At 65.7% G+C, this 25,141-nt stretch carries 17 protein-coding genes; 13 read left to right on the top strand and 4 right to left on the bottom strand.

All coding sequences use genetic code 11. The annotated features are described in order from the left end of the window. Window positions 1–120 precede the first annotated feature (120 nt). Entirely contained in the window at window positions 121–3,528 is a 3,408-nt protein-coding gene (locus SB749_RS14280) for a bifunctional proline dehydrogenase/L-glutamate gamma-semialdehyde dehydrogenase (protein ID WP_410710878.1), read from the bottom strand. 154 nt (window positions 3,529–3,682) lie between these two features. Between SB749_RS14280 and SB749_RS14275 the strand changes: the two genes are divergently transcribed. The 5 genes from SB749_RS14275 (at window position 3,683) to SB749_RS14255 (ending at window position 9,835) form a co-directional block, all read left to right on the top strand. After that, a complete protein-coding gene (locus SB749_RS14275; protein WP_410710877.1) occupies window positions 3,683–5,224 on the top strand; it encodes an FCD domain-containing protein in 1,542 nt (513 codons plus the stop codon). 51 nt (window positions 5,225–5,275) lie between these two features. After that, window positions 5,276–5,887 carry a uridine kinase gene (udk, locus tag SB749_RS14270; protein WP_410710876.1) on the top strand — a complete coding sequence of 204 codons (612 nt, stop codon included), beginning with the start codon at window positions 5,276–5,278 and terminating at the stop codon, window positions 5,885–5,887. 86 nt (window positions 5,888–5,973) lie between these two features. Further along, a complete protein-coding gene (locus SB749_RS14265; RefSeq protein ID WP_410710875.1) occupies window positions 5,974–7,584 on the top strand; it encodes an HNH endonuclease in 1,611 nt (536 codons plus the stop codon). A gap of 150 nt (window positions 7,585–7,734) precedes the next feature. Further along, a complete protein-coding gene (locus tag SB749_RS14260) occupies window positions 7,735–8,238 on the top strand; it encodes a hypothetical protein (RefSeq protein ID WP_410710874.1) in 504 nt (167 codons plus the stop codon). Between the two features lie 88 nt (window positions 8,239–8,326). After that, entirely contained in the window at window positions 8,327–9,835 is a 1,509-nt protein-coding gene (locus SB749_RS14255) for a hypothetical protein (protein WP_410710873.1), read from the top strand. A gap of 45 nt (window positions 9,836–9,880) precedes the next feature. Here SB749_RS14255 and SB749_RS14250 read toward each other — a convergent pair whose 3' ends face one another. Together SB749_RS14250 and SB749_RS14245 are read right to left on the bottom strand one after the other, a co-directional pair. Further along, window positions 9,881–11,824 (bottom strand): FAD-binding monooxygenase, encoded by a 1,944-nt coding sequence (locus SB749_RS14250; protein WP_410710872.1) that lies wholly within the window; start codon window positions 11,822–11,824, stop codon window positions 9,881–9,883. Between the two features lie 45 nt (window positions 11,825–11,869). Continuing rightward, window positions 11,870–13,273, bottom strand: coding sequence for an MFS transporter (locus tag SB749_RS14245; RefSeq protein WP_410710871.1), 1,404 nt, complete (start codon window positions 13,271–13,273; stop codon window positions 11,870–11,872). Between the two features lie 118 nt (window positions 13,274–13,391). Between SB749_RS14245 and SB749_RS14240 the strand changes: the two genes are divergently transcribed. The 6 genes from SB749_RS14240 to SB749_RS14215 are packed head-to-tail and all read left to right on the top strand — an operon-like array spanning window position 13,392 to window position 19,799. Continuing rightward, entirely contained in the window at window positions 13,392–14,882 is a 1,491-nt protein-coding gene (locus SB749_RS14240; RefSeq protein ID WP_410710870.1) for a fumarylacetoacetate hydrolase family protein, read from the top strand. Beyond that, window positions 14,843–15,583 (top strand): GntR family transcriptional regulator, encoded by a 741-nt coding sequence (locus SB749_RS14235; RefSeq protein WP_167194155.1) that lies wholly within the window; start codon window positions 14,843–14,845, stop codon window positions 15,581–15,583. Before SB749_RS14240 ends, SB749_RS14235 begins: the two co-directional genes overlap by 40 nt. Continuing rightward, a complete protein-coding gene (gene hpaE / locus SB749_RS14230; RefSeq protein ID WP_410710869.1) occupies window positions 15,580–17,085 on the top strand; it encodes a 5-carboxymethyl-2-hydroxymuconate semialdehyde dehydrogenase in 1,506 nt (501 codons plus the stop codon). The genes SB749_RS14235 and hpaE overlap by 4 nt, the downstream gene beginning before the upstream one ends. 7 nt (window positions 17,086–17,092) lie before the next feature. Next, window positions 17,093–18,229, top strand: a complete 1,137-nt coding sequence (hpaD, locus tag SB749_RS14225) for a 3,4-dihydroxyphenylacetate 2,3-dioxygenase (protein ID WP_410710868.1) — start codon at window positions 17,093–17,095, stop codon at window positions 18,227–18,229. Window positions 18,230–18,240: 11 nt separating this feature from the next. Beyond that, on the top strand, window positions 18,241–19,026 hold the full coding sequence (locus SB749_RS14220; protein WP_410710867.1) for a fumarylacetoacetate hydrolase family protein: 786 nt from the start codon (window positions 18,241–18,243) through the stop codon (window positions 19,024–19,026). Then, complete coding sequence (locus tag SB749_RS14215) at window positions 19,011–19,799, top strand: HpcH/HpaI aldolase family protein (protein WP_410710866.1); 789 nt, start codon at window positions 19,011–19,013, stop codon at window positions 19,797–19,799. Before SB749_RS14220 ends, SB749_RS14215 begins: the two co-directional genes overlap by 16 nt. A 60-nt stretch (window positions 19,800–19,859) precedes the next feature. On the opposite strand, the gene SB749_RS14210 is transcribed toward SB749_RS14215, so the two are convergent. Then, on the bottom strand, window positions 19,860–21,776 hold the full coding sequence (locus tag SB749_RS14210; protein WP_410710865.1) for an LPXTG cell wall anchor domain-containing protein: 1,917 nt from the start codon (window positions 21,774–21,776) through the stop codon (window positions 19,860–19,862). Between the two features lie 424 nt (window positions 21,777–22,200). On the opposite strand from SB749_RS14210, the gene SB749_RS14205 reads away from it, so the two are divergent. Beyond that, window positions 22,201–23,934: a PrsW family intramembrane metalloprotease gene (locus SB749_RS14205; RefSeq protein WP_410710864.1), complete on the top strand. Its 1,734-nt coding sequence runs from the start codon at window positions 22,201–22,203 to the stop codon at window positions 23,932–23,934. A 9-nt stretch (window positions 23,935–23,943) separates the two neighbouring features. Then, window positions 23,944–25,134, top strand: coding sequence for a MarP family serine protease (locus tag SB749_RS14200; protein ID WP_410710863.1), 1,191 nt, complete (start codon window positions 23,944–23,946; stop codon window positions 25,132–25,134). The last annotated feature ends 7 nt before the right edge of the window (window positions 25,135–25,141 follow it).

Here is a 25,141-nt window from a genome sequence, read left to right as displayed (position 1 = left end):
CGAACAGTCCACTGAGTGCCACGGGTGGCACTCATCCTACACAACCCGCCCTGCCCCAGAACTACCTGACGGCGGCCCAGCAACCTCGCGCGAGGTTGCTGGGCCGCCGTCAGGTAGCAATTAGGAGGTGAGGGTGGCGGCGAGCTCGTGGAAGTCGCGGCTCGGGTTGCCGAAGCGGTGCAAGGTCATCGACACCGCCTGCTCCTGCACGAAGTACCGCAACTCCACCCGCCCCGAGGTGGTCACCGGCTCATCGATGATCGCGACCTCCGGGCGAGGCGCGGCCGCGGCGAGCAGCTCGTCCTCGAACCGGCCGAGGACGCGGATGCGGGCACCCACCGTGTCGTCGTAGCGACCCCGTCCGACCATCTCGGCGAACTCGGCGGCCGACTCCGTGCGGGCGGGAACCCCGGCGTTCGTCACGGCGATCTTCACCTCGGCCGGCACATCCTCGGCGACGGACAGCTGCACCGTCGACCCCACCGTGGTGGCGGCGTGGAGGGAGCGTTCGAGATCGAACAGGCTCGCCTCGGCGGTGACGCGCAAGGTGACCGGACGGGGACGGTAGCGGAAGATGTTCGCCTCCGCGCTCAGTCCCGTGTGGTCCTTCGCCGCACCGAATTCGGCTTCGAACCAGCGCCTGTCATCGGCCTTGGCCGCCTCAAGGTCCTGGTTGCCGGCATCGGCGAAGTGGCCGAAGAGCATGAGGTAGTTCGGGCCGCCGGCCTTCGATCCCAGGCCGACCGACGACTGCTTCCAGCCGCCGAACGACTGCCGACGCACGATCGCACCGGTGATTCCGCGGTTGACGTAGGCATTGCCGACCTCGACGCGGTCGAGCCAGGTGGTGACCTCCTCGGGATCGAGGGAATGGATGCCGCCGGTGAGGCCGAAGTCCACGGCATTCTGGAACTCGATGGCCTCATCGAGGTCCTTCGCATGCATGAGACCGAGCACCGGACCGAAGACCTCGGTGAGGTGGAAGAACGAACCGGGCTTGACCCCGTCCTTGATTCCCGGGCTCCACAGGCGCCCCGAATCGTCGAGCTGCTTGGGCTCGAGCAGCCAGGATTCGCCGGGTTCGAGCGACGTCAGCGCCCGACGCAGCTTGTCCGAGGGATCCTCGGTCAGTGGGCCCATGGTCGATGCGAGGTTCGACGGCCAATCGACGACCATCGACGAGGCGGCATCGATGAGCTGGCGACGGTAGCGCTCAGAATCGTAGGTCGATCCCACCATGATGCCCAACGAGGCGGCCGAGCACTTCTGCCCGGCATGTCCGAAGGCCGAGTACACGAGGTCGGCCATGGCGAGGTCCCGGTCCGCCGCCGGGGTGATGACCAGGGCGTTCTTGCCCGAGGTCTCCGCATTGACGTGGAGTTCGGGTCGGAAGGACTTGAACATCGCCGCGGTCTCCGAGGCACCGGTGAGGATGACCCGGTCGACATCGGGATGCGAGACGAGGTGCTGGCCGAGTTCCCGCTCGACCGGAGCGCACAGCTGCAGCACGTCCTTGGGCACGCCGGCCTGCCACAGGCAGTCGATGATGAGCGCCGAGCAATGCGGGGTCGGCTTCGACGGCTTATGGATGACCGCGGATCCGGCCGCCAGCGCCGCCACGGTGCCGCCGGTGGGAATGGCCACGGGGAAGTTCCACGGGGGAGTGATGACGACCATCTCATCGGGAGTGAAGGTCGCGCCCTCAAGGTTCTCGAGCTCGAGTGAATTCAGCGCGTAGTAGCGGATGAAGTCGATGGCCTCGGAGACCTCGGGATCGGACTGCGACGGCATCTTGCCGACCTCGGCGGCCTCGACGGCGATGAACTCACCGCGACGGGCAGCGAAGATGTTCGCGGCCCGGTGGAGGACCTCGGCGCGACCGGCGGCGCCGAGGGCCCGCCAGTCGGCAGCCGCGGCACGACCGCGGGCGATCATTTCATCGAGGTCATCCGTGGATTCGACCTTGGGCGCGTTCGGGCGGTCGTCGAGGTAGCCGGGGGCGGTCGCCTCGGCGATGATGCTGCGCACCCACTCCTGGTTGGCCGGAAGGGACGGGTCGGTGTCGGGTTCATTGAAGAACTGGGTCGGCACCACGGTCTCACCGAGTGTTTCGGTCGACCGGTTCTGGTGACGGTTCGGGGCCGGAGCGGTCTCGCCCTCGTCCTCGAGGATGGATTCGAGCTGGTTGACCGACGCGGTGAACCGATCGGCTTCGCGCTTGAACACGTCGTTGCCGTTGGCGAGGTCGAAGATGCCGGACATGAAGTTCTCGGACGCAGAGTTCTCTTCAAGCCTGCGCACGAGGTAGGAGATCGCGACGTCGAACTCCTTCGGATGAACGGCCGGAACGTAGAGGAGGAGGTCTCCGACGTCCTCGGTCACGGCGGCGGCCTGCTCGCTGGCCATGCCCTGGAGCATCTCGAATTCGACGCGGTCGGTCACGGAGCGTTCGACGGAGAGGTGGTGGGCGAAGGCGATGTCGAAGAGGTTGTGGCCGGCCACGCCGATGCGCAGGCCCTTCATCCGCTCCCGGGTGAACAGCCAGTGCAGGACCCGCTTGTAGTTCGCATCCGTGGACTGCTTCGAATCGCATGTCGTCGCAGGCCAGCCCGCGATTTCGGCGTGCACGGTCTCCATCGCGAGGTTCGCGCCCTTGACGAGGCGGACCTTGATCCCGACCCCTCCGTTCTCGACACGACGGGAAGCGAATTCGCTCAGCCGCTGCACCGCACCGAGCGCATCGGGCTGGTAGGCCTGGATGACGATTCCGGCCTCGAGATCCTTGAACTCCGGTTCGGAGAGCAGACGCGTGAACACCGCGATCGTCAGCTCGAGGTCCTGGTACTCCTCCATGTCGAGGTTGACGAACTTCGCGCCGGTCGGGGCTTTCGCGGCCTGCTGGTAGAGGGGACGGAGGCGGTCGACGACATAGTCGACGGTCTCGTCGAACGCCCACATCGAGATCTGCGAGGCCACGGAGGAGACCTTCACCGACACATAGTCGACATCGTCGCGGGCGAGCAGCCGGTGGGTCTGCTCCAGGTGGTTGTCGGCTTCGCCGTCACCGAGCACGGCCTCGCCGAGGAGGTTGATGTTGAGCCGATGGCCGTCGGCGGTGAGGGCGGCGACGGTCTTGCCGAACTGCTTGTCCCGGGCGTCGACGACCATGTGGCCGACCATCTGACGCAGGCGGGTGCGGGCAGCGGGCACGACGACCTGCGGGGCGATCTTAGCCAGTGCGGCACCGGCCTTGATCTGTGCACGGTCGAGGTAGGACATCGTCTCGGGTGCCAGCTTGCCGACCTCGGCCAAGGCGTCGGCGGCGGCGTGGACGTCATCGGTGCGCACGACCCGATCGACGAACCCGACGGTGAAGTCGAGGCCGTTGTCGTCGGAGAGGACGGCGGAGAGGCGTTCGGCCGCGGGGTTCTTCGCCGTGGTCATCGACGTCGACACTCGCAGCCACCTGCGGACGGTGTCGATCGACTGGGCAGTGAGCGTGGCGAGGTCGGTTTCGGTGTGCAGCAACTGTGCTCCTTCGGTGCTCGGATTCGGTGCTCTCACGCGTCGGCGCTGACCGTGGAACCTGGGTGTGAGATCAGTATGCGCCGCCGAAATCCGGGGGTGAAGAGGCGGAGCCGACCGCTGGGAATGTTTGAGTCAGAAGTCCTAAGATAGAGGGATGTATTCCGCTGAGTTCCGCCGTGACGCCGTGACGCTCCTGACGACGTCGACCCTCGCCGAGGCGGCCTCGCGCACGGGTGCATCACCGGCGACCCTGCGTCGTTGGGCGAGTCGGTCCGACCTCGAAGATCGTCCCCGCAGCGGCCGCCCGCCGATTCAGGAGACCGCCGACCGGGTCGTCGAAGCCCTCGTCGCGACCGCGGGGGCCAGGATCTCCGGACGGGACTATTCGACCCGTGCTCTGGCAGAGGCGACGGGGTTGAGTCAGAGCATCGTCTCCCGTTCCGTGCGGGCATTGACGATCCCCGTCACCGAGGTGTCCGGCGGCTCGGAACTCATCCTCGCCGCCAGTGGGTTTCCCCTCGTCATCGTCGGTATTCGCAGAAACGATGCAGGTGGGGACGGCGGTCAGGGAGAGCTTGTGACGATCGTGCCGCCTCGGCGGATCCAGCGGCGCATCGCGGGAATCACCGCGGCCCTGCGCACCGCGGGCGTCGGGCGGTGGGCGCAGCGCTTCGACAGCGAGCATCGGCAGGTGCCCACCGCCGAACTGCTCGCCCTGCTTGACGGTGACGGTGACTTCCTCGTCTTCGACCCCCTCGGCGAGGTTCCTGACGACCTGTCCGACGGTGCAGGTGCCCGGGTGAGGGCGTGCGCGGATTTCGATGATTTCGTCGCCGCACTCAAGAGCCGCCTCGGCGAGTGTCAGGACATTCCCGGGTCCCTGCTCGATCTGCTCGCCGACCGCGTCCGGAACGGACTCGAAGGTGTGCTGTGGTGGGAATCGGTTCCCTACGAGCCTCAGAGAAGTTCCATTACTTCTGACTCAATGGAGATATCATCGTGGCTGCCGAAGGAGACTCGCTCGATCACCGAGCACCTGGCGATCGCCTTGCGCGAGGAGATCATCGACTCCGGCTACGAACCCGGAGACCGGATCAATCCGCGCCTGCTCTCACGACGGATGCAGGTGCCCAGGGCCTCGGTCGATGCAGCGCTGCGTAGGATGGTCGATGACAAACTGCTCGACGGATCCCGCGGCGGCGCGCGGATTCCTCTGATCACGACCGTCGACGTGCTCGACCTCTACGCCGCGCGCATGGCCATCGGGGAGGTTGTGCTCAGGTCCCTGGCGCTGCGTCCGCAGCGTTACCTCGTGCCCGTGCAGCTGGCCCTGCGGCAGGTCGAAGCCTCGGCGCCGACGCGCAGCGGAATCGATGTCGAGGACGCCGACCTCCATTTCCAACAGGAGCTGGCCCGTGCTTCGGGCCTGCGGGAATCGGCGCGTGCCTTCGAAGCCCTGACTCTGCGGCTGCGCCTGTTCATCTCCATTCTGCAGCTCGACTACTCACCGGCCAGCGACCGCATCGTCAGTGACGATCGGGCCATGTTCCGTGCGCTCAGCAGGACGGATGCGAAGACGGCGATCGAGGTCTGGCGCGGCAAGGTCGACAATGCGGTGAGACATATGGCCGGTCTGCTGGGCCGGCGGCGCTTCGACCAGGAGCTGTGGACCCAGCTGACCCGCAGCCTCGGGTGAGTACGGAAGCCTGGAGCAGCCTCGGCGGAGGTCGTGGTCTATATTTGTGCCGTGGAGACTTTGGTTGTGGGCGTGGCCGGCGGAACCGGCAGCGGAAAGACGACGCTGACTCAGGCGCTGTTGGACAAGTGCGAAGGACCGCCGTCCGTGCTCTTCCACGACAACTACTACAAACGGCGCGACGAGCTCACCTACGAGGAGCGCGAGAAGGTCAACTACGACGATCTCGATGCCTTCGACAATGACCTCTTCGTCGACCATCTGACCGCGCTGCGGAACTCCGAGGCGGTCTACAGTCCCGTCTACGACTTCTCGATCCACAACCGCAGCGACGAGACGACGCGCGTCGAACCCGCGCCGGTCATCATCGTCGAAGGCATCCTCATCTTCGCGGAACCGCGCATCTGCCAGCTGCTCGACATCAAGCTCTTCGTCGACACCGACGCCGATGTGCGCCTGCTGCGCCGGATCAAACGCGATGTCGTCGACCGCGGGCGGACGCTGCAGTCGGTGGAGGACCAGTACTTGGGCACGGTCAAGCCGATGCACGAACTCTACGTCGAGCCGTCGAAGCGCAATGCCGACCTCATCATCCCCGACGGCGGTCACAACATCGTCGCCATGGACATGATCCTCAACCGTATCCAGCGCGGAGTCGGCTGAAGCTGAAATAGGGTCTGACCTGGGCATACTGGGTCATACGGCGCCGTTCGCGCAGTCGTGTCAGTGCCGGCGGGTACCGTTTTCATATGGACGTCGACTCCGCACGGGAACCAGCGCCGGTTCCGGATCCGCTGACCGAGATCGCTCGGTTCGGTGAGCTCCTGCGCGGTCTCGACCCAGGCGGCACCGAGGCAGAGACACTCGAGCGGATCACTGCGCTCGAAGAACTCAGGTCTGCCGTCGTCGCCGCACAGTCGCGGGAGGCAGTGGCGTTCGAAGCGCTGCGCACAGAGCGGGACCGGCTCAACCGGGTGCCCGCGCTCGACTGCGGAAAACGTGCCGGAGACGAGATCGGGCTGGCGAAGAAGGTCTCGCCCGGATCGGGGCGGAAGTTCCTCAGCACCGCCCGCTCGATCGTCATCGGCATGCCCAATACCTTCACAGCCCTGTCCAAGGGGGAGATCTCCGAGGACAAGGCGCGCATCATGGTCGATGAGACCGCGGTCCTTGTCGCCGCCGATCGGCGCAAGGTGGACACGCGGATGAAGCGCAGTCTGGAACCGAGCGGGCTGCGCAGCCTGCGGGCCGAAGTGCGTGCGCTCAGCGCGGAGATGGACGCCGAGGCGGCCGCGAAGCGGGCAGCGAAAGCCGAGTCCAATCGTCGCGTGAATCTGACCGTGATCGATGACGGGATGGCCAGGATCTCTGCGATCCTGCCGCTGACTCAGGCCGTCGCCGCCTATGAGAGTCTCCGGGCCGGCGCCGAGTCGGTCACTGCCGCCGGTGACGCGGGCGGGCGGAATCGCCAGCAGGTGCTCGCCGATACCTTCGTCGAACGATTGAGCGGCCAAACGAGTGCGACGGCGGTGCCCGCGGAGATCCATGTGCTCGTCGAGGCCGAATCCCTGCTCTCGGACGGGCTCGTACCGGCCTGGCTGCCCGGATTCGGGCCGCTGCCGGCGCAGACGGCACGGAAATTCACCGCCGCGAACGAAGCAACGATGTTCATCAGCCGGATCTTCACTCGTCCCGACGACGGGCAGCTTGTGGGGATGGATGCGAAGAGTCGGGAATTCACTGGCCGACTGCGGCAGATGATCACCTTCCGCGACGATGTGTGCCGGACACCGTGGTGCGATGCGCCGATCCGGCATGCCGATCATGCCGTTCCCGTTGCCGCTGGCGGAGCCACCACCTGGGAGAACGGTTCAGGGCTGTGTGCATCCTGCAATTACGCGAAGGAACATCCCGGGTGGAAGCACGAGGCGACACCGGACGGGCTGCGCGTCACCACGCCGAGCGGACGATCGTACGAGGTGACCACGCCCGCGGTGGTCCGCCGCATGCGGTTCCCACGTCCCGAGGCGGTGTCCGAACCGGGTGGTTCGCCGCCGGGGCCGGATTGGCGGCAGACCTTCTCCCGTTTCCTCGAACCGCAGCGAGATGAACAGACACCGCGGGACGAGTCGCCTCCGTCGGGTGAGGAACCTCGTACACAGAGGGAGTTTCCGATCGAATTCCAAACGATCGCCCCGAGCTTCGTCCTGCCCGACCAGCTGCCGCCGCGGTACTGCACCCGTGCCGAGAAGATCGCCGAGTGGCGCAGACGCAATGCGCACCGGCGGCCGACCGCAAGGGACTGCGGAGGCAGCTCGGTCGAGCAGGAATTGGTGCAGGCTGTCTACGGGTCGGACTGAGCCACGAGTCGGATCTGGAACACGTGTCGGATCTGGAACATGGCGGGAACATCTGTCACATGGATACTGCAGAGAATCGTGGTTATGGACAGGGCGGGTGAACACGACAGCACACCACTGACGACTGCGCGGGGGCGAAGTCTCAACCTCGTGGCGCGTGTGCTCCCCTTAGGGGCGGTGGCGTGTTGGGTGATCACGATCTTCGTGCCGGTCCTCGACAGCGGAGGCCCTGGCTCGATGCGAATCCGCGTGACATCGCTCGGGTTCTCGCCGATCGACATGAATGACCTCGACGAGGTCTACCTCGTGCTCTGGATCGTCATTCTCACCGGAGCGTTCACCGCCTGGCTGCTCTCCGCATCGAAGTGGTGGTCGATCGCGGCCATCGTCCTTGGCACAGTGCTGGGGCTGCGTCTCCTGCAGATGGTCGCCGACCCGCCGATCATGATGTGGGACGGGCAGACGGCCAATGGCACGCCCACCGGCGGCATGGAAGTTGCCTATCCCGCGGCCGGGTTCGGCCTCTGGGTGCTCGGGAGCCTTCTGTTCTTCGCCGCCGGAATCTGTGGTCTGGTCGCCGCCGCCCAACAGGACCACTATCGCCGTGAACGGATCAAACGCTGCATGTCGAAGCGCCATGGTCCCGCCGCGTGAGAATCGGCCCGGCCGGCTGCTTCTGCGATTCGCCCAAGTGCTGTCGTGGTCCGCCCTCTGCCTGTGGACCGTCATGGTGTGGGTGCCTGTGATTGCCAGCCCTGAGGACACGTCCGAAGCCCCGCGCCCGCCGCGCATCATCGTCAATGCTCTCGGCGGACCGCCGTTCGACCTCGTGGAGGCGCGAGGCTCGATGGTCTTGGTCGCCGTCGGCGTTCTCGTATGTGCGGCCGCTTCGCTCCTGCTCACAGTCAGGTCTCGGCCCGATTCGCACCCGTGGCCGGAGGTCGTCGGGCGCCTGTGGTCGGTCGGAACCCTCGCTCTCAGCGCCTGTGCCATCCTCACGCTGGTCACTTTGCTCGCGGACATGCCGACGATCATGTGGGACGCCGTCGATGACGAGGGCCAGCCGGTCTTCGGAACCGTCATCGGCGAACCCGCAGCGGGTACATGGCTGTGGGCTGTTGGGAGCCTCTGCCTGCTGGTCGCGGGGATCTGCGGCCTCCTCGGCGACCCCAGGCGGAGGAAGGCGGCACCCGCTCACTGCGCAAACGCCAGAGTCACCTCGTGGCCCCGCGGGAATCGAACACATCGCTGGGCGCAGCGGCTGCCGTGGGTCGCGTTGGCCTGCTGGGTGCTGATGATCTGGGTACCGCTTTTCGACAGCGGCGACCATGGTGATGATCGACTCACGGTGACATCGCTCGGACGGGTACCCTTCGATCTCGCCGACCTCACCCCGGAAATCATCCTGCCCTGGGTGGTCGTTCTCGTCTGCGCAACTACCGCGAAACGGTTCGACACCTTCGCCCACTGGCCTCTTCTGTCGGTGGCAGCCGGAGTCGGCCTGTTCATCCAGCAGGCGACGATGGTCACCGATCTTCCGCGAGAGCGGGTGACCAGCACCGATGCCGCTGGCGAAAAGCTCAGTGCCTTCATCGTCGGGTATCCGTCAGAGGGCCACTATCTCTGGACGATCGGCTGCCTTGCACTCGTTGCCGCAGGCATCAGCGGACTCCTCAGCGATCGGCGGCGGATAGTTCGGCAGAGGCAGCGGCAGATGCAGCGGCAGGCAACGCGTCCGCCGGAAAAGATCATTCGCCGACGCCAACGCAAACTGCAGCAGCTGGCCCGGCTGCTGCCTTTCATCGCGGTCACATTGTGGATCGCCACGATCTTCATCCCCGTCATCGACAGCTTCAACGGCGTCGGCCCTCGCATCCGATTGACCTCGCTGGGGGACTTGACGTTCGATGACGGCGGTGAAATGCTGCCGCCTTTCATTCTCCTCTGGGCGATTGTGGTCGGCTTTGCCGCGCTCGGCCTCGGCTTCGCCGCTGACCAGTGGTGGAACGTGGCGGCCGTGCTCATCGCCGCGCTCATCGTCCTCATCGTCGTCGCCATCTTTCTCAACCCTCCGACGATTATGTGGGACGGTCAGCTGCCCGACGGCACGCCGATCGGGGGCATGGAAGTTGGACGGCCGTCCTTCGGCTTCGGACTGTGGCTCATCGGAGCAGCCTCACTCGCCGCGGCCGGTATCTGCGGATTCGCGGCAAATGCACAGCGCCCCCGACACACGGTCGAGGGCGCTTGAGTCTCAGCGAACCGAAATTCGACTGAGGGCGGAAAGCGGGCTGTATCACTTCACGGGTTCGAAGACCTTCGCGAAGTAGTCGCCGATCTCGGAGTGCGCATCCAAGGGGAAGATTCCGGAGACGTACTGGTCGGGGCGGACCACGACGACGGCGCCGTCGCGGCTGATCTCACGGGCCTCGAAGATGTCCTCATCGGGCAGGGTCGCGTAGATCCTCTCCACGTATTCAAGATCGAAGGCGCCGATATTCGGGCGGAAGACCGTCGGCACATCGGGGAACGCGAAGTCCTTGTGCTCCTGCTGGTAGACGACGCTGAGCTCGACGAGAGCGTCGAGGTCCTCACCGTCCCGGCGGTAGGCGACCAGGGGAGAGGCAGGATCCGATTCGAGCCACGCAGCCAGCGCCGCCACTTTCGACTCACCGCCCGCACTGCCGTCGCCACTGGCGGAGCCGTCAACGACCGGAGCGGCACGATCGGCGAAGACGTAGACACGCCAGCGACCGTCGGCGCGGGCTTCGTGCCCGAGGTGGATGAAGTTCGCATCGCAGCTGCGCTTGACACGAGCCGATTTGAACCGCTTGCCAATCGGGAATCCGGCTGCGAGCTCCTGATGAGTCGTCGGCGTCGTGATCATCGACTCCGTGTACTCGGTCATGAAACCTGCCGGGAACTCCGCGGTCTTGACGTAGAAGTCCTCGAGGTAAGTCTTGTCCGGTAGCTCCTCCTGCGGAGTCGCCATGAGCGTCGACCATTCCTTGTCGAACTCAATGAGGTTCTTCGCCGCCACCTGACGTTCGGCCGAGTAGGTGCGCAGCAGTCCCGTCGATGACCGTCCGGAGATGACCTGACCGAGCTTCCACGCGATGTTGAAGCCGTCCTGCATCGACACGTTCATTCCCTGACCGGCTTTCGCCGAGTGAGTGTGGCAGGCATCGCCGGTGATGAACACGCGCGGACACTGAGAATCGGGCGCGGTCTCGTCGGTGTCGTCGAAGGCGTCGGTGAGCCGGTGCCCGACCTCGTAGACCGAATGCCAGGCCACGTTTTTCACATCGATGCTGTAGGGCGAGATGATGGCATTCGCCCGGCGGATGATCTCGTCGATGCTCGTCGACCGCACCTTGCGCGCATCATCCTCGGGCACCTCGCCGAGATCGACGTACATCCGGAACAGATGCCCGCCCTCGCGGGGGATGTGGAGGATGTTTCCGTGCTTCGACGAGATCGCGCACTTGGTGCGGATGTCGGGGAAGTCGGAATTCGCGAGCACATCCATCACGCCCCAGGCGTGATTGGCCTGGTCACCGGACATCGTCCGGCCGATCGACGACCGGACCTTCGACCGGGCACCGTCGCAGCCGACGACATAGCCGGCGCGGATGGTGCGTTCCTCCCCGGCACGCTCGCCGGCCGTATAGCGGACGGTGACGGATACCGGATGATCCTTCGCCGAGGCGGTCGCGGCGTCCTCGTCGACCGTGAGGTCGACGAACTCGATCCCATAGTCGGGCGTGATCTTGCCGGGGGACTGGGCGGCGAACTGGGCGAAGTAGTCGAGCACGCGTGCCTGGTTGACGATGAGGTGCGGGAATTCGCTGATGCCGTGCTCGTCATCCTTGGGCCGACCGGTGCGGATGATGTTCTCGGGGTTCTCCGGATCCGGATTCCAGAACGCCATCTCAGTGATGTGATAGCCCTCGCGCATGATCTCCTCGGCGAAGCCGAACGCCTGGAAGGTCTCGACAGAACGGGCCTGGATGCCGTCGGCCTGACCGATGACCAGCCGCGAATCGCGCTTCTCGATCATCCGCGTGTTCACGTGCGGGTACTGCGACAGCTGAGCCGCCGCGATCATCCCCGCGGGGCCGCTGCCGACGATGAGGACATCGACCTCATCGGGCAGATCCTCTGCGCGCTCGACCCCGTAGCCAGCGGCTTCTTCGATCCGCGGGTCCGCGGACACGTAGCCGTTCTGATGGAAATGCATGTCAACCTCCGGTTCGTGACACGTCGTCGTGATGTTTGAATGCTATCAGTTCATATACGATCTGGTGTCGGCGAGGTGGTGCCGGTCACCGTCATCGCTGGTCACCTGCGGCGACCCGATCCCGATGATCGGGCTCACTGACTGTTCGTCCTCGTGGTCTGGGCCCAGCGGAATGCCGGTGCGATCGCGCAGCAGCAGGGTTGCGGCGAGGGCGAGCACGGCGACGACGCCCAGGTACACCGCCACCGAGGCGGTCGTTCCCGTCGACGACACGAGTCCCTTCGCGATCGTCGGAGCAAAGGCGCCGCCGAGGATGGAGCCGATCGCGTAGGACACCGAGACTCCGGAGAAGCGGACGCTGGAGGGGAACAGCTCGGCGTACATCGCCGGCTGCTGACCGTAGGTGAAGCCCAGGCCGACCGTGAGGACGACGAGGCCGAGCAGGAGCATGCCCACCGAGCCGGTGTTGACCAGCGGGAACAGGGAGAAGATGCCCGCGAGCAGGAGGATCCAGCCGAGGATGTAGGTGTTCCGGCGTCCGATCTTGTCCGAGACGGCTCCCGCGATGATCGTGAAGACCAGCCAGGACACCGCCGAGGCGGCGACGGCCCAGAGCACGGGACCGCGCTCAAGGCCGATGGGTCCGGCAGGATCCGTGGCGTAGTTCTGGATGTATCCGCCGGTGGTCATGTACCCGGCGGCGTTGTTGCCCATGAATACGAGTGAGGCGAGGATGACGAGCAGCCAGTGGCTCTTGATGAGCTTGCCCAGCGGGTTCGTGACCTGTTCCTTGCGCTCGGCGATCTCGTGGAATACGGGGGATTCCTCGACTCCGCGGCGGATCCAGTAGCCGACGAAGACGAGCACGATGGAGAGGAAGAACGGCACCCGCCAGCCCCATTCGAGGAAGGCATCGCCCGGGGCGATCGACGTCATCAGAGCGAGCACGCCCGAGGACAGCAGGAGGCCGATGGACACGCCGATCTGCGGGAAGGAACCGCGCAGTCCGCGTGACTTCTCATCCGCGTGTTCGACGGCGAGCAGAACGGCGCCGCCCCATTCGCCGCCGGCCGAGATTCCCTGGACGATGCGCAGCGCGATGAGCAGGATCGGAGCCAGGACGCCCGCGGATTCGAAGGTCGGCAGGAAGCCGATGAGCGCGGTTGCCGCGCCCATGGCGATGAGGGTGATGATGAGGACCACCCGGCGGCCGAGCTTGTCACCGAAATGTCCGGCGAGGAATGCGCCCAGAGGGCGGAAGAGGAAGCTGATCCCGACCGTCGCGAAGGCGACCATGGTCGAGAGCGTCGATCCGAGCGGGCCGAAGAAGAGCTCGTTGAAGATCAGTCCCGAGGCCGCCGCATAGAGGAAATAGTCGTACCATTCGATGCTCGTGCCGACGATCGTCGCGAACGCCACCCGGGTCTGAGTGTGCTTCTGTGCTGCCATGACTCCTATGTCCTGTCGTGCGTCCAGGCCGCATTCTCTGTGGCCTGGATTACTTGTTCTCGGGAACCGTATCATATACGATCTGTGGTGAAGCCAACCGAAATGAGGTGTGAGATCGATGTCGACTCCAGCAGGTGTTCCGACCCGTCCGGGCAAGATCATTGCCGTTCATGTGGCCTACGAGTCCCGTGCGGCACAACGGGGAAAGCGCCCCGCCCAGCCGTCGTACTTCCTCAAAGCGGCCAGCTCCGTCGCCGCCTCCGGCCAGACCATCGAACGCCCCGCAGGCACCTCGCTGCTCGCCTTCGAGGGTGAGGTCGCCATCGTCATCGGCGCCCCCGCCCGCAACGTCACCGAGGCCGAGGCCTGGTCGTATGTGGCCGGCGTGACCGCGTCGAACGACTTCGGCCTCTACGACATGAAGACCCCCGACAAGGGATCGAACGTGCGCTCGAAGAGCCGTGACGGATACACCCCGCTGGGTCCCGAACTCATCCCCGCCGCCGAGACGGCCCCCGACTCCCTGCGCCTGCGCACCTGGGTCAACGGCGAGATCGTCCAGGACGACGGCACGCGCGCCGATCAGCTGATCTTCACCCTCCCGCGCATCGTTGCGGACCTCAGTCAGCACCTCACCCTCGAGCCCGGCGACGTCATCCTCACCGGCACCCCTGCCGGATCCTCCGTCGTCGCCCCAGGCGACACGGTCGAGGTCGAGGTCACGGCCGCCTCGGCGAACGGGGAAGAGCTGAGCTCAGGACGACTGACCACCACGGTCGTCGACGGCCCCGGAGACTTCGACGAGGACCTCGGCAGCCTGCCCGCAGTGAACGAAGCACTCACCGTCGATGCCTGGGGCTCACGCGAAGCCGCCGGACTCGCCCCGGAGGGCGATGCCGATGACACTGCCGCGACGGCACTCGGCGATGACCTCATCGCCAAACTCACCGAGGCTCCGACCGCGGGTCTGTCGGCTCAGCTGCGGTCGCGCGGACTCAACAATGTCGTCATCGAAGGCGTGGCCCCGCTGAAGCCGGGCGCGAAGATCGTCGGCACCGCGAAGACGCTGCGCTTCGTGCCCAACCGCGAAGACCTGTTCAAGTCCCACGGCGGCGGTTACAACGCACAGAAACAGGCCTTCGACTCGATCCGCCCCGGCGAGGTCGTCGTCATCGAGGCCCGCGGCGAATCCGGCTCTGGCACCCTCGGCGACATCCTCGCCCTGCGCGCGAAATCACTCGGCGCCGCCGGCGTCGTCACCGACGGGGGAGTCCGCGACTCCGCCGAGGTGGCCGAGATCCTGCCCGTGTTCTCCACCGCGAAGCACCCCGCCGTGCTCGGCCGCAAGCACGTGCCGTGGGAATCGGACGTGGCCGTGGCCTGCGGGAACGCCACCGTCCTGCCCGGCGATGTGATCGTCGCGGATGACGACGGAGCCATTGTCATCCCTCGTGACCTCGTTGAAGAAGTCGTCGACGCGGCACTGGCGAAGGAGATCGAGGACGGCTGGGTGGCCGAACAGGTCGCCGCCGGCAACCCGATCGAAGAGCTCTTCCCGCCCAAGGGCGAATGGAAGGCGAAATTCGACGAGTGGAAGGCCTCACGGTGACTGCGACTGCGTCCCTGAGCAAGGCCGAGACCGCCTACCGGTGGATCCGCGAACGCGTCGCCGACCAGACCTATCAGCCCGGGCACAAGCTCGTGCTCGCGCAGATCGCACTCGAACTCGACACCTCAGTGGTGCCGGTGCGTGAGGCCATCCGCCGGCTGGAAGCCGACGGGCTCGTGACCTTCGAACGCAACGTCGGGGCCCGCGTGGCCATGGTCGACCAAGGGTCCTACACCCAGTCGATGGAAACGGTCGCGATCCTCGAGGCCGCGGCCGTCGCCCAAGCACAGGGCCACCTCGGCGTCGATGATCTCGATGCTGCGGAGCAGATCAACGATCGGATGCGGGCTCTGCTCGACGATTTCGAACCGGCCGAGTTCACTCGGCTCAACCACGAGTTCCACGAGATGCTCTACCGGCGCTGCCCGAACGAGCGGCTGTGCACCCTCGTCGAACTCGAATGGGACCGGCTCAACCACCTGCGGGATTCGACGTTCTCCTTCGTCCCCGAACGGGCACTCGAGTCGGTGGAGGAGCACTCCCGCATCGTCGCCCTCATCCGGGCTCGCGCCTCGGCGCAGGAGGTCGAACGGGCCGTGCGCGAGCACCGCTCGGCCACTCTGCGCAGCTTCCAGAACTCCCAGACGACCACAGCCCCAAGCACGGATTTGATTGCAGATTCACGAAAGGACAAGTCATGACACAGTCCACCACCCCGCCGGCAGGTATGCCGGAGAAGATCCGCCACTACATCGGCGGAGAATTCGTCGACTCCGTCGACGGAGACGAATTCGACGTGCTCAACCCGGTGACGAACGAGCCCTACATCAAGGCCGCCTCGGGCAAGAAAGCCGATATCGAAGCCGCCGTCGCAGCGGCGAAGCAAGCCTTCGACGAGGGCCCGTGGCCGCGGATGCTTCCGCGTGAACGCGCCCGCATCCTCAACAAGATCGCCGACATCGTCGAATCCCGCAAGGACGAACTCGCCGCGATGGAGTCCTTCGACTCCGGGCTGCCGATCACCCAGGCCAAGGGCCAGGCGGCGCGCGCGGCGGAGAACTTCCGCTTCTTCGCCGACCTCATCGTCGCCCAGGTCGACGACGCCTTCAAGGTTCCCGGCCGCCAGGCGAACTACGTCAACCGCAAGCCCATCGGCGTGGCCGGACTCATCACCCCGTGGAACACCCCGTTCATGCTCGAGTCCTGGAAGCTGGGACCGGCGATCGCGACCGGCAACACCGTCGTGCTCAAACCCGCAGAGTTCACCCCGCTCTCGGCCTCCCTGTGGCCGGGCATCTTCGAAGAGGCCGGACTGCCCACCGGTGTGTTCAACATGGTCAACGGCTTCGGCGAGGAGGGCTTCGCCGGCGACTCGCTCGTCAAGCACCCCGACGTGCCGCTCATCTCCTTCACCGGTGAGTCGAAGACCGGCCAGACGATCTTCGCCAATGCCGCCCCCTGGCTCAAAGGCCTGTCGATGGAGCTCGGCGGAAAGTCCCCGGCCGTGGTCTTCGCCGACGCGGACATCGAGGCTGCCGTCAACGCCACGATCTTCGGCGTCTTCTCCCTCAACGGGGAGCGCTGCACCGCCGGTTCGCGCATCCTCGTCGAGCAGTCGATCTACGATGAATTCGTCGAGCGCTATGCCGCTCAGGCGGGGCGCGTGAAGGTCGGCCTGCCCTCGGATCCCGCCACCGAGGTGGCTGCGCTCGTCCACCCCGAGCACTATGAGAAGGTCATGTCCTACGTCGAGATCGGCAAGTCCGAGGCCCGCCTCGTCGCCGGCGGCGGACGCCCCGACGGCTTCGAAACCGGAAACTTCGTCCAGCCGACCGTGTTCGCCGATGTGCAGCCCGACGCGCGGATCTTCCAGGAGGAGATCTTCGGCCCCGTCGTCGCCATCACCCCGTTCTCCTCCGACGAGGAGGCCCTGGAGCTGGCGAACAACACGAAGTACGGTCTGGCCGCCTATATCTGGACCTCGGACCTCAAGCGCGCCCACAACTTCTCCCAGGCCGTGGAGTCGGGAATGGTGTGGCTGAACTCGAACAACGTCCGCGATCTGCGCACCCCCTTCGGCGGCGTCAAGGCCTCGGGACTCGGCCACGAAGGCGGCTACCGGTCGATCGACTTCTACACGGAACAGCAGTCCGTGCACATCAACCTCGGCGAGGTCCACAACCCTGTCTTCGGAAAGCAGTGAAGCAGCCATGACCAAACGCACTGATATGACCCGGACCTCGGCCGGCTATTTCGTCAGCCAGGAGACGGGCATCTCCACCGACAACCCCATCGCCACTCCGCAGGTGAGCCCGCCCGACATCCTCCGCTGTGCCTATATGGAACTCGTCGTCACCGACCTCGCCGCGTCGCGGGAATTCTACGTCGACGTGCTCGGACTCTACGTCACCGAAGAGGACGAGAACACGCTCTACCTGCGTTCGACGGAGGAGTTCATCCACCACAATCTCGTCCTGCGCAAGGGCGAGGTCGCCGCCGTGGCTGCGTTCTCCTACCGGGTGCGCAGCCCGGAAGAGCTCGACAAGGCAGTAGCCTTCTACACGGAACTCGGCTGCGATGTCCGACGCAATCCCGACGGCTTCGTCAAGGGCGTGGGCGACTCCGTGCGCGTGGTCGACCCGCTCGGCTTCCCGTACGAGTTCTTCTACCAGTCCGATCACGTCGAACGCATGTCGTGGCGCTACGACCTGCACATCCCCGGCGAACTCGTCCGCCTCGACCACTTCAACCAGGTCACCCCGGATGTGCCGCGGGCCGTGAAGTACATGCAGGACCTCGGCTTCCGCGTCACGGAGGACATCCAGGACGAGGAGGGCACGGTCTACGCCGCGTGGATGCGCCGCAAGTCCACCGTCCATGACACGGCGATGACCGGTGGCGACGGACCGCGCATGCACCATGTCTGCTTCGCCACCCATGAGAAGCACAACATCCTCTCCATCTGCGACAAGCTCGGTGCCCTGCGCCGGTCCGACTCGATCGAGCGCGGACCCGGCCGCCATGGCGTCTCGAACGCGTTCTACCTCTACCTGCGCGACCCCGACGGTCACCGCGTCGAGGTGTACACGCAGGACTACTACACCGGCGACCCGGACAACCCGGTCATCACGTGGGACGTCCACGACAATCAGCGCCGCGACTGGTGGGGCAACCCCGTCGTGCCGTCCTGGTACACGGACGCGTCCCTCGTCCTCGATCTCGACGGCAACCCGCAGCCCGTGCACGCCCGCACGGACGATTCGGAGATGGCCGTGACGATCGGTGCCGACGGGTTCTCCTACACCCGCGCGGATGAGAATGAGGGCAAGCTGGGCAACCAGCTCTGAAAGGAATCCACATGCTCGATGAGGCAACGATCGCGGCCATCGCCGACGATCTCGCGGAGGCGGAGCGGACTCGGTCGAAGATCGGTCTGCTGACCGCGCAGTATCCGGATATGACGGTCGAGGACTCCTATGCGGTGCAGAACGAATGGCGCCGTCGCGGTGAAGCCGCCGGCCGTCGACTCTACGGTCACAAGATCGGGCTGACCTCGAAGCCGATGCAGCAGGCCACCGGCATCACCGAACCCGACTACGGAGCGATCTTCGCCGATCAGGTCTATGACACCGGGTCCGTGATCGATCATTCGCAGTATTCGGGTGTGCGCATCGAGGTCGAACTCGCCTTCGTGCTGCGTGACGAACTGCGCGGACCCGATGTCAGTCTCTTCGACGTCCTCCGGGCCACCGAGTACGTCGTTCCCGCCCTCGAGGTCCTGTCCTCGCGCATCGAGATGGAGGGGCGCACGATCGTCGACACCATCTCGGACAACGCGGCACTGGGGGCGATGGTCCTCGGCGGCCGTCCCGTCGCCGTCGATGCCGTCGACCTGCGTCGGGTGAACGCCCTGCTCTACCGCAATGAGACGATCGAGGACTCCGGAGTGGCTGCCGCCGTCCTCGACCATCCGGCCCGCGGAATCGTGTGGTTGGCGAACAAACTCGCCGAACACGGAGATGTGCTGCAGGCCGGAGAGACCGTGCTCGCCGGATCGTTCACCCGCCCCATGTGGGTGCATCCCGGCGACACCGTCCACGCCGACTACGGAGAGCTGGGAGTCATCACATGCCGTTTCGAGTAGAACTGCCGGAGACCTTCGCCGACCGTGTGGCCGGCCTCGGCGACGGCGAGTACCTGGCCGGGATGTGGGTGTGCTCGGGTTCGCCCGTGGCCGCCGAGATCGCTGCCGCCTCGGGAATGCAGTGGGTGCTCATCGACGCCGAGCATTCCCCGATCGGACTCGAGACCACGACGAGTCTGCTGCGTGCGATGAACGGCTACCCGGCGACCCCCGTCGTGCGGGTGCCGGTCAACGACACGGTGCTCATCAAGCAGTACCTCGACCTCGGCGCGCAGAATCTGCTCGTGCCGATGGTCGATACGAAATCCGACGCCGAGGCGGCTGTGGCGGCCGTCCATTATCCGCCGAAGGGTGTGCGCGGGGTCGGTTCGGCCCTGGCCAGGGCCTCCCGGTGGAATGCCGTGGACGGGTACCTGGGTCGTGCCGAGGAGTTCGTGTCCCTGACGGTGCAGATCGAATCGGCGACCGCAGTGGACAACGCCGCCGAGATCGCCGCGGTCGATGGAGTCGACCAGATCTTCGTCGGGCCCTCCGACCTGGCTGCGTCGATGGGACTGCTCGGACAGCAGACCCATCCGGATGTCACCGATGCGGTGGCCAGGACCTTCGAGGCGGTGAAGGCTGCCGGCAAACCCGTCGGTGTCAACGCCTTCGACCCCGAGCAGGCACGGAAATACCTGGAAGCCGGAGCCTCCTTCGTCCTCGTCGGAGCCGATGTCGGCCTGATGATGAATGGCGCCCGCGCCTGGGCCGACACTTGGGTTCAGGACTGAACTCACCTCACCCCCGACCGTGCACCTGCGGTCGGGGGTGACGTGTATTCACCGACAGTTTCAGTCCTTCTCGCGGCGGCTGCCGGAGATCAACAAGATCGTTGAGCCGAGTCCGACGAGGACGATGCCCAATCCGATGAGCATTCCGTTTCCGGTTGTGCCGGTGCGAGGCAGTTCGGGCGCCGGGGCTGCGGGTGACTCAGGAGCCTCGGCGACAGGTTCGACCGGTGGGGTCTCGGGCTTCTCGGGGGCCTCGGGCTGTTCCGGCTGCTCGGGGGGCGTGCTCGGCTGCTCCGGCTGTTCCGGTGGCGCCGGCGGTGTGCTCGGCGTCTCCGGTGGTGCCGGGGGAGTGGACGGCTTCTCCTCGGGCGGACGGTGCACGGTTTCGGCGGGGACGCCCCAATCGCTTGTCCACTCCGCGTTGACGTCGCTGCCCTCGATCGTCGTCACATAGGTGACCCAGCCGACGGGCATATCGATCGGCTCCGTGCTGATTTCGACGTGGCCCTTCTCGTCGGCGATGACGGTGAAGTCCTGCAAGGACAGCTCCGTGCCGTCGGGCTCCTTCGACTGCTCGGGTTCGGTCTCCACGTGGTAGGCGGTGATGGTGAGGACGGCTTCCGAACCCGGCCGCAGACCGGTCACAGCCACCTCGTCGTGGGTCGATGTGCCCTCAAGCACCGCTTCGGTGTCGGCGGTAGGAGTCCACGGGACGAATCCGGTCTCACGAGGTTGACCGTGGATTCCCTTCCATTCCTTCGTCGCCTTGTCCCCGGCAATCGTCTCGGTGAAGTACAGCCAGCCGCGGAAGTTCTCGGGCACGGTGACCTCACCGGACGTGTGGGTGCCGTTGCCGACGTCCTTCGAGGTCACGGTCCCGATTTCGCGAGCGTCGTCGTTCTTCGTGCCTTGCTTCGGTGCCGTCGCGGTCTGCCACAGGGTGTGTTCGACGGTGACGGTGTGGTCGCCGATGAGGCCGGAGACGGTGAACTCGTCGGTGACCGTTTCACCTGGTGTCGGCGTCTGATCGGAGATCTCGGTGTTCACCTTCGGTTGGGAACTGAAGTCCAGTGAAGCCTTGTCCGTGACGGAATCTGGGGTGTCCGGTGTGATGACTCGCTGTACCCGCGTGCCGGACGTCGGTTCGAAGACTCGCACGGTCTGCGGAGCGACCTTCGCCGAGGCGGCCACTGACAGAGCGCCGGGCGCGCTCGCCTGCAGTGTTGTCGTCACGGGTTCCTTCCCTGTGGTCAGGGCCTTCGGTGCTTTCGCAGTTCCAGCGGTCTTGAGAGTGACGGGAATGTCGGGGACCTGCGCTCCCGAGGCGCTGGTCAGCGAGATCTTCAGCGTTGCCTCGTCGGTGGGAATGCCGAGGATCTTGCCCTTGCCGGGGTCATCCTTGCCGGCATAGGGTTCGAGCACGGGCATGCGCATGACCGGCTCGAGGCTGATGTCGAGGGTGTAGGGGCCGGCCAACTTCTTGGCTTCGGCGAGGATCGTCGAGTGCTTCTTCGCGGCCGCCGCGAACTTCTTGCCGAGATCGGCCGGCTTCTGCGGCGGCACCTTGTGATCGTGGGGGAGCGCCTTGTCGAGGCGGGCCATCGCGCTCAGTGCGGCCTGCACATCCTTCGACGTCGAGCCGGCATATTCGTGCAGCGCCCACGCTGTGCGAGCCGAGGTGACCGTGTCGGCCTTCGCGTTCTTGAAGTACTTCGGCAGCGGAGACTTCTTGCCCGCATCGATGCAGTAGGCGGAGGTGTCAGGGAAGGTCCGGTAGGAGCCGTACCAGGTCTTGCCCTGTTTCGCATGGTGCCAGATGCCTGGTCCGTATGCGTTGGGAGCGGTGTGCACCGGAACCTCGCCGAGGCCGACCGGCGGTCCCGCGGCCATGGCCGGACCCAGCCCGATGAGCGAAGCGATTGTGAGGACGGTGAGCAGCAGCGCGGTGCGCAGTGATGCGAGTCTGAGAGTGATCATGGACCGATTCGACACGAGGAGCCTCTTGTCGCACTAGGGGAGGTTCGAGGGGCTGTGGATACTGCTTTGAGCATCCACAGGATGTGACGCGCGAGTGAGCGAGGTGCTGGTCGTCGGAAGGAGGGGAGTGGCCCCGGGGAGGAACGGCAGCCTCCGGCGCGTGTGGCAGGTGATGCCGACCGTCGGACGACGGTCGAATGGCCCGTGGAGTTTTCACCGTCGTCTGTTTCCTCCGCCGACATCGAGTCGACGAAACTGCGCCCGTCCACAGTCGAAAATGAATGAGTGGGGCGTAAGAAGTCGTTCGAAGAACGTGGCAGTCGGCTGAAGTGTTGCTGGACGGATACACGACGAGGCCGTCTGTGGAGGGCTTGGACTCTAGACTGAGGTGAGCGAATTTTCCCCCATTGCAGAAGGACAGACTATGTCGGCACAGAACGGTCCCGGTTCGCAGAGACCGCAGCCGCCCCAGGTGCAGGGCCCACCGAACCCGAACGTTCCCCCTGCGCAGGGACAGATGCCGCAGCAGGGTCAAGTGCCGCAGCAGAATCAGCCGCAGCAGAACCACGATCGATTCCGGCCTCGGCCGGAGGGATCGCAGCAACCGAATCCGCAGCAGGCGGGCCAGCAGCCAGGCGCGCCGAGGCAGCAACAGCCGCCCATGCCGCCGAACGGCCAGCCGATGATGCCCGGGCAGCCGCAGGTGCAGCCTGTTACCGGCCGCCCCATGCCGCCTCAGGGGCAGCCGATGCCCGGCCAACCTATGCCCGGCCAACCTATGCCCGGCCAACCCATGCAGGGCCAATCCATGCCCGGTCAGCCGGTGATGTATGCGCCCCCGCCTGCACAGGCTCGCGTCTATGCTCAGCCGCGGTTTGCCCCGACGGTGACGCAGGAGATGAGGATCCGCGCAGGAATGCAGGCACCTCAGCAGGTCGTCACCGACACTCCCTGGACCGGCGCCGTGCGGAAGGCACAACCGGAGGCCGCACCTGATTCGACGGGTAACATCGTTCGCCTGGTCGCCGCGATCCTCGTACTCGTCGGGCTTGTCATCGGACTGGCACTACTTGCCCTGCTCGGCGGACTGAGCTTCGGGGTCCGCCTCTTTGGACTCATCGGACTCGCAGCGATCCCTCTTCTCGGCATCATCGCCTATGTGCTCTGGCTCGATCGCTGGAGGCCCCAGCCGAAGCTGCTTTTGGGCATCTGCTTGCTCTGGGGTGCCGTCGCCTCGGTGATCCTCACCCTCGGCTTCTCACTCGTCGGCGAGGTCGCGCTCTATATGATCGGCATAAATGGAGTGCCCGACGTCATCGGTGCAGTCATTCAGGCTCCGATCCTCGAGGAATCGACGAAGACCGTTCTCCTGCTCGTCATCGTCCTCGCCGCCCGGCGCCACTTCGAAGGGCCCCTCGACGGGCTCGTCTACGGTTCACTCATCGGTGCGGGCTTCGCCTTCACAGAGAACATCCTCTACCTCGGCCAGTCGTGGAACGACGGCGAACTTCCGGGACTGGCAGTGACATTCGCCATGCGCTGCCTCGGATCGCCGCTGCTCCACACGGCGTTCTCAACCTGCGCCGGTGTATCCATCGGCCTTGCCGCCCGCAAATGGCCGTGGTGGTCACTCATCCTCATGTGGCTGCCCGGTCTCCTCCTCGGCATGATCCTGCACGGCTTCTGGAACGCCTCGATGACGCTCCTCGGTGTCCTCGGCCAAGCGACCCGTGATGTGATGGGCGGAATGCTTCCGCAGATCATTGGCCTCATCGTCCTCAGCGCCATCCTCTCCGCGGCCTGGGTCACTCTCGGGATCATCCTGCGCCGCAGCGAACGTATGCACACTCAGAACATGCTCGGCGACTATGCGAACTCCGGGTGGCTCACCCATGCTGAGGTCGACATGCTCGGCACCTGGAAGGGCCGGAAGAACGGCCGTGACTGGGCGAAGTCGTTCCCCGGCGGCAAGGAGGAGATGAAGACCATGATTCGCACCTCCGGCAAACTGTCGACGACGCGGATGCGCGTGCTCGCCGGAATCGGCGGCGAACAGGAACGCAAGATCGAACGGGCCGAACTCCAACAGTTCGCCGACGCCCGCGAACGCCTGCTCGCAGCCTCCAAACAGACCGTCTCCCAACAGCCGATGCGGTAAGTTCCAGCGGTGACGATCTTCGACATTCTCCTCATCGTCCTCGGCGTCGGGGCGCTCTTCGCCGGGTTCCGCCAGGGCATCATCACCGCCCTCGGAACCGCGGCGGGCTTCATCGTCGGCTGGATCCTCGGGCGCCTGCTCTCCCCGCTCGTCGAATCGCTGAGCGCCGGCACCGACGTCATGGACAACCAAGGCGTGCTCATGCTGCTGGCCTCGATGCCGTTGGTCCTCAGCGTGCTCTTCGCCTTCGCCGGCAGCGGCATCGGGGCGTGGATCAAGCACAATATGGACTCCGATCTCGGCCAGGGCATCGACGCCGTCGGCGGCACCGTCACCGCCGGAATCGTCTATGTCCTCGTCATCTGGCTCGCCGCCGGATTCATCCGCACCACCCCGCTCGTCGAACCCAACCGCTGGGTCGCCGACTCCGCCGTCATCGCCGCGATCGACCGCACTATTCCCTACTCCTCCCAGAATGCGCTGGGCGGACTGGCGAAGGGACTGAGCGCCTCCGGGTTCCCCCAGGTGTTCTCCGGGCAGCCCGAACAGATCCGGGGAGTCGGAGAACCCGACGAAGGTATGGTCGACGTCGGTCGCAGCGTCGAGGACTCGGTCGTCAAGATCACGACGACAGCCACCAGCTGCGCCACCGGTTCGGAAGGCTCCGGATTCGTGTACGAAGACGGACTCGTCGCCACCAACGCCCACGTCGTGGCCGGGTCGACGGAACTGGCCGTGCAGGTCGGGGGCAAGGGCAGGCCCTACCGCGCCGAGGTGGTCGAATTCGACGCCGAGGCCGACGTGGCCGTGCTCCGGGTGCAGGGACTCGATGCTCCCGCCCTCGACTTCGGCAACGGCCTCGGACCGGGCGACGACTCCGTCGTCGTCGGATTCCCCGCCAATGGTCCCTATACGATCTCACCGACTCGAGTACGAGAGAAGATCAATGCCCGCGGACTCGACATCTACGATTCGCAGTCGGTCGTCCGCGAGGTCTATGCCCTGCGCGGAATCGTGAGGGAAGGCAATTCGGGCGGCCCGCTCATCGATGCCGACGGAAACGTCGTCGGCATGGTCTTCGCTCGCTCCGCCACCGATGACGAAACCGGCTACGCCCTCACCCGAGCTGAGATCGCTGACGAACTCGACGCCGGTGCCGCCGAACGTGCACCGCAGCCGACAGGTCAGTGCACGAACTGAAACCAGT

Origin of the sequence: Brevibacterium sp. SIMBA_078 (assembly GCF_046534565.1) — a bacterium.
In the GTDB taxonomy this organism is placed as follows: Bacteria; Actinomycetota; Actinomycetes; order Actinomycetales; family Brevibacteriaceae; genus Brevibacterium.
This window is presented reverse-complemented; position numbering and strand designations above follow the sequence as displayed.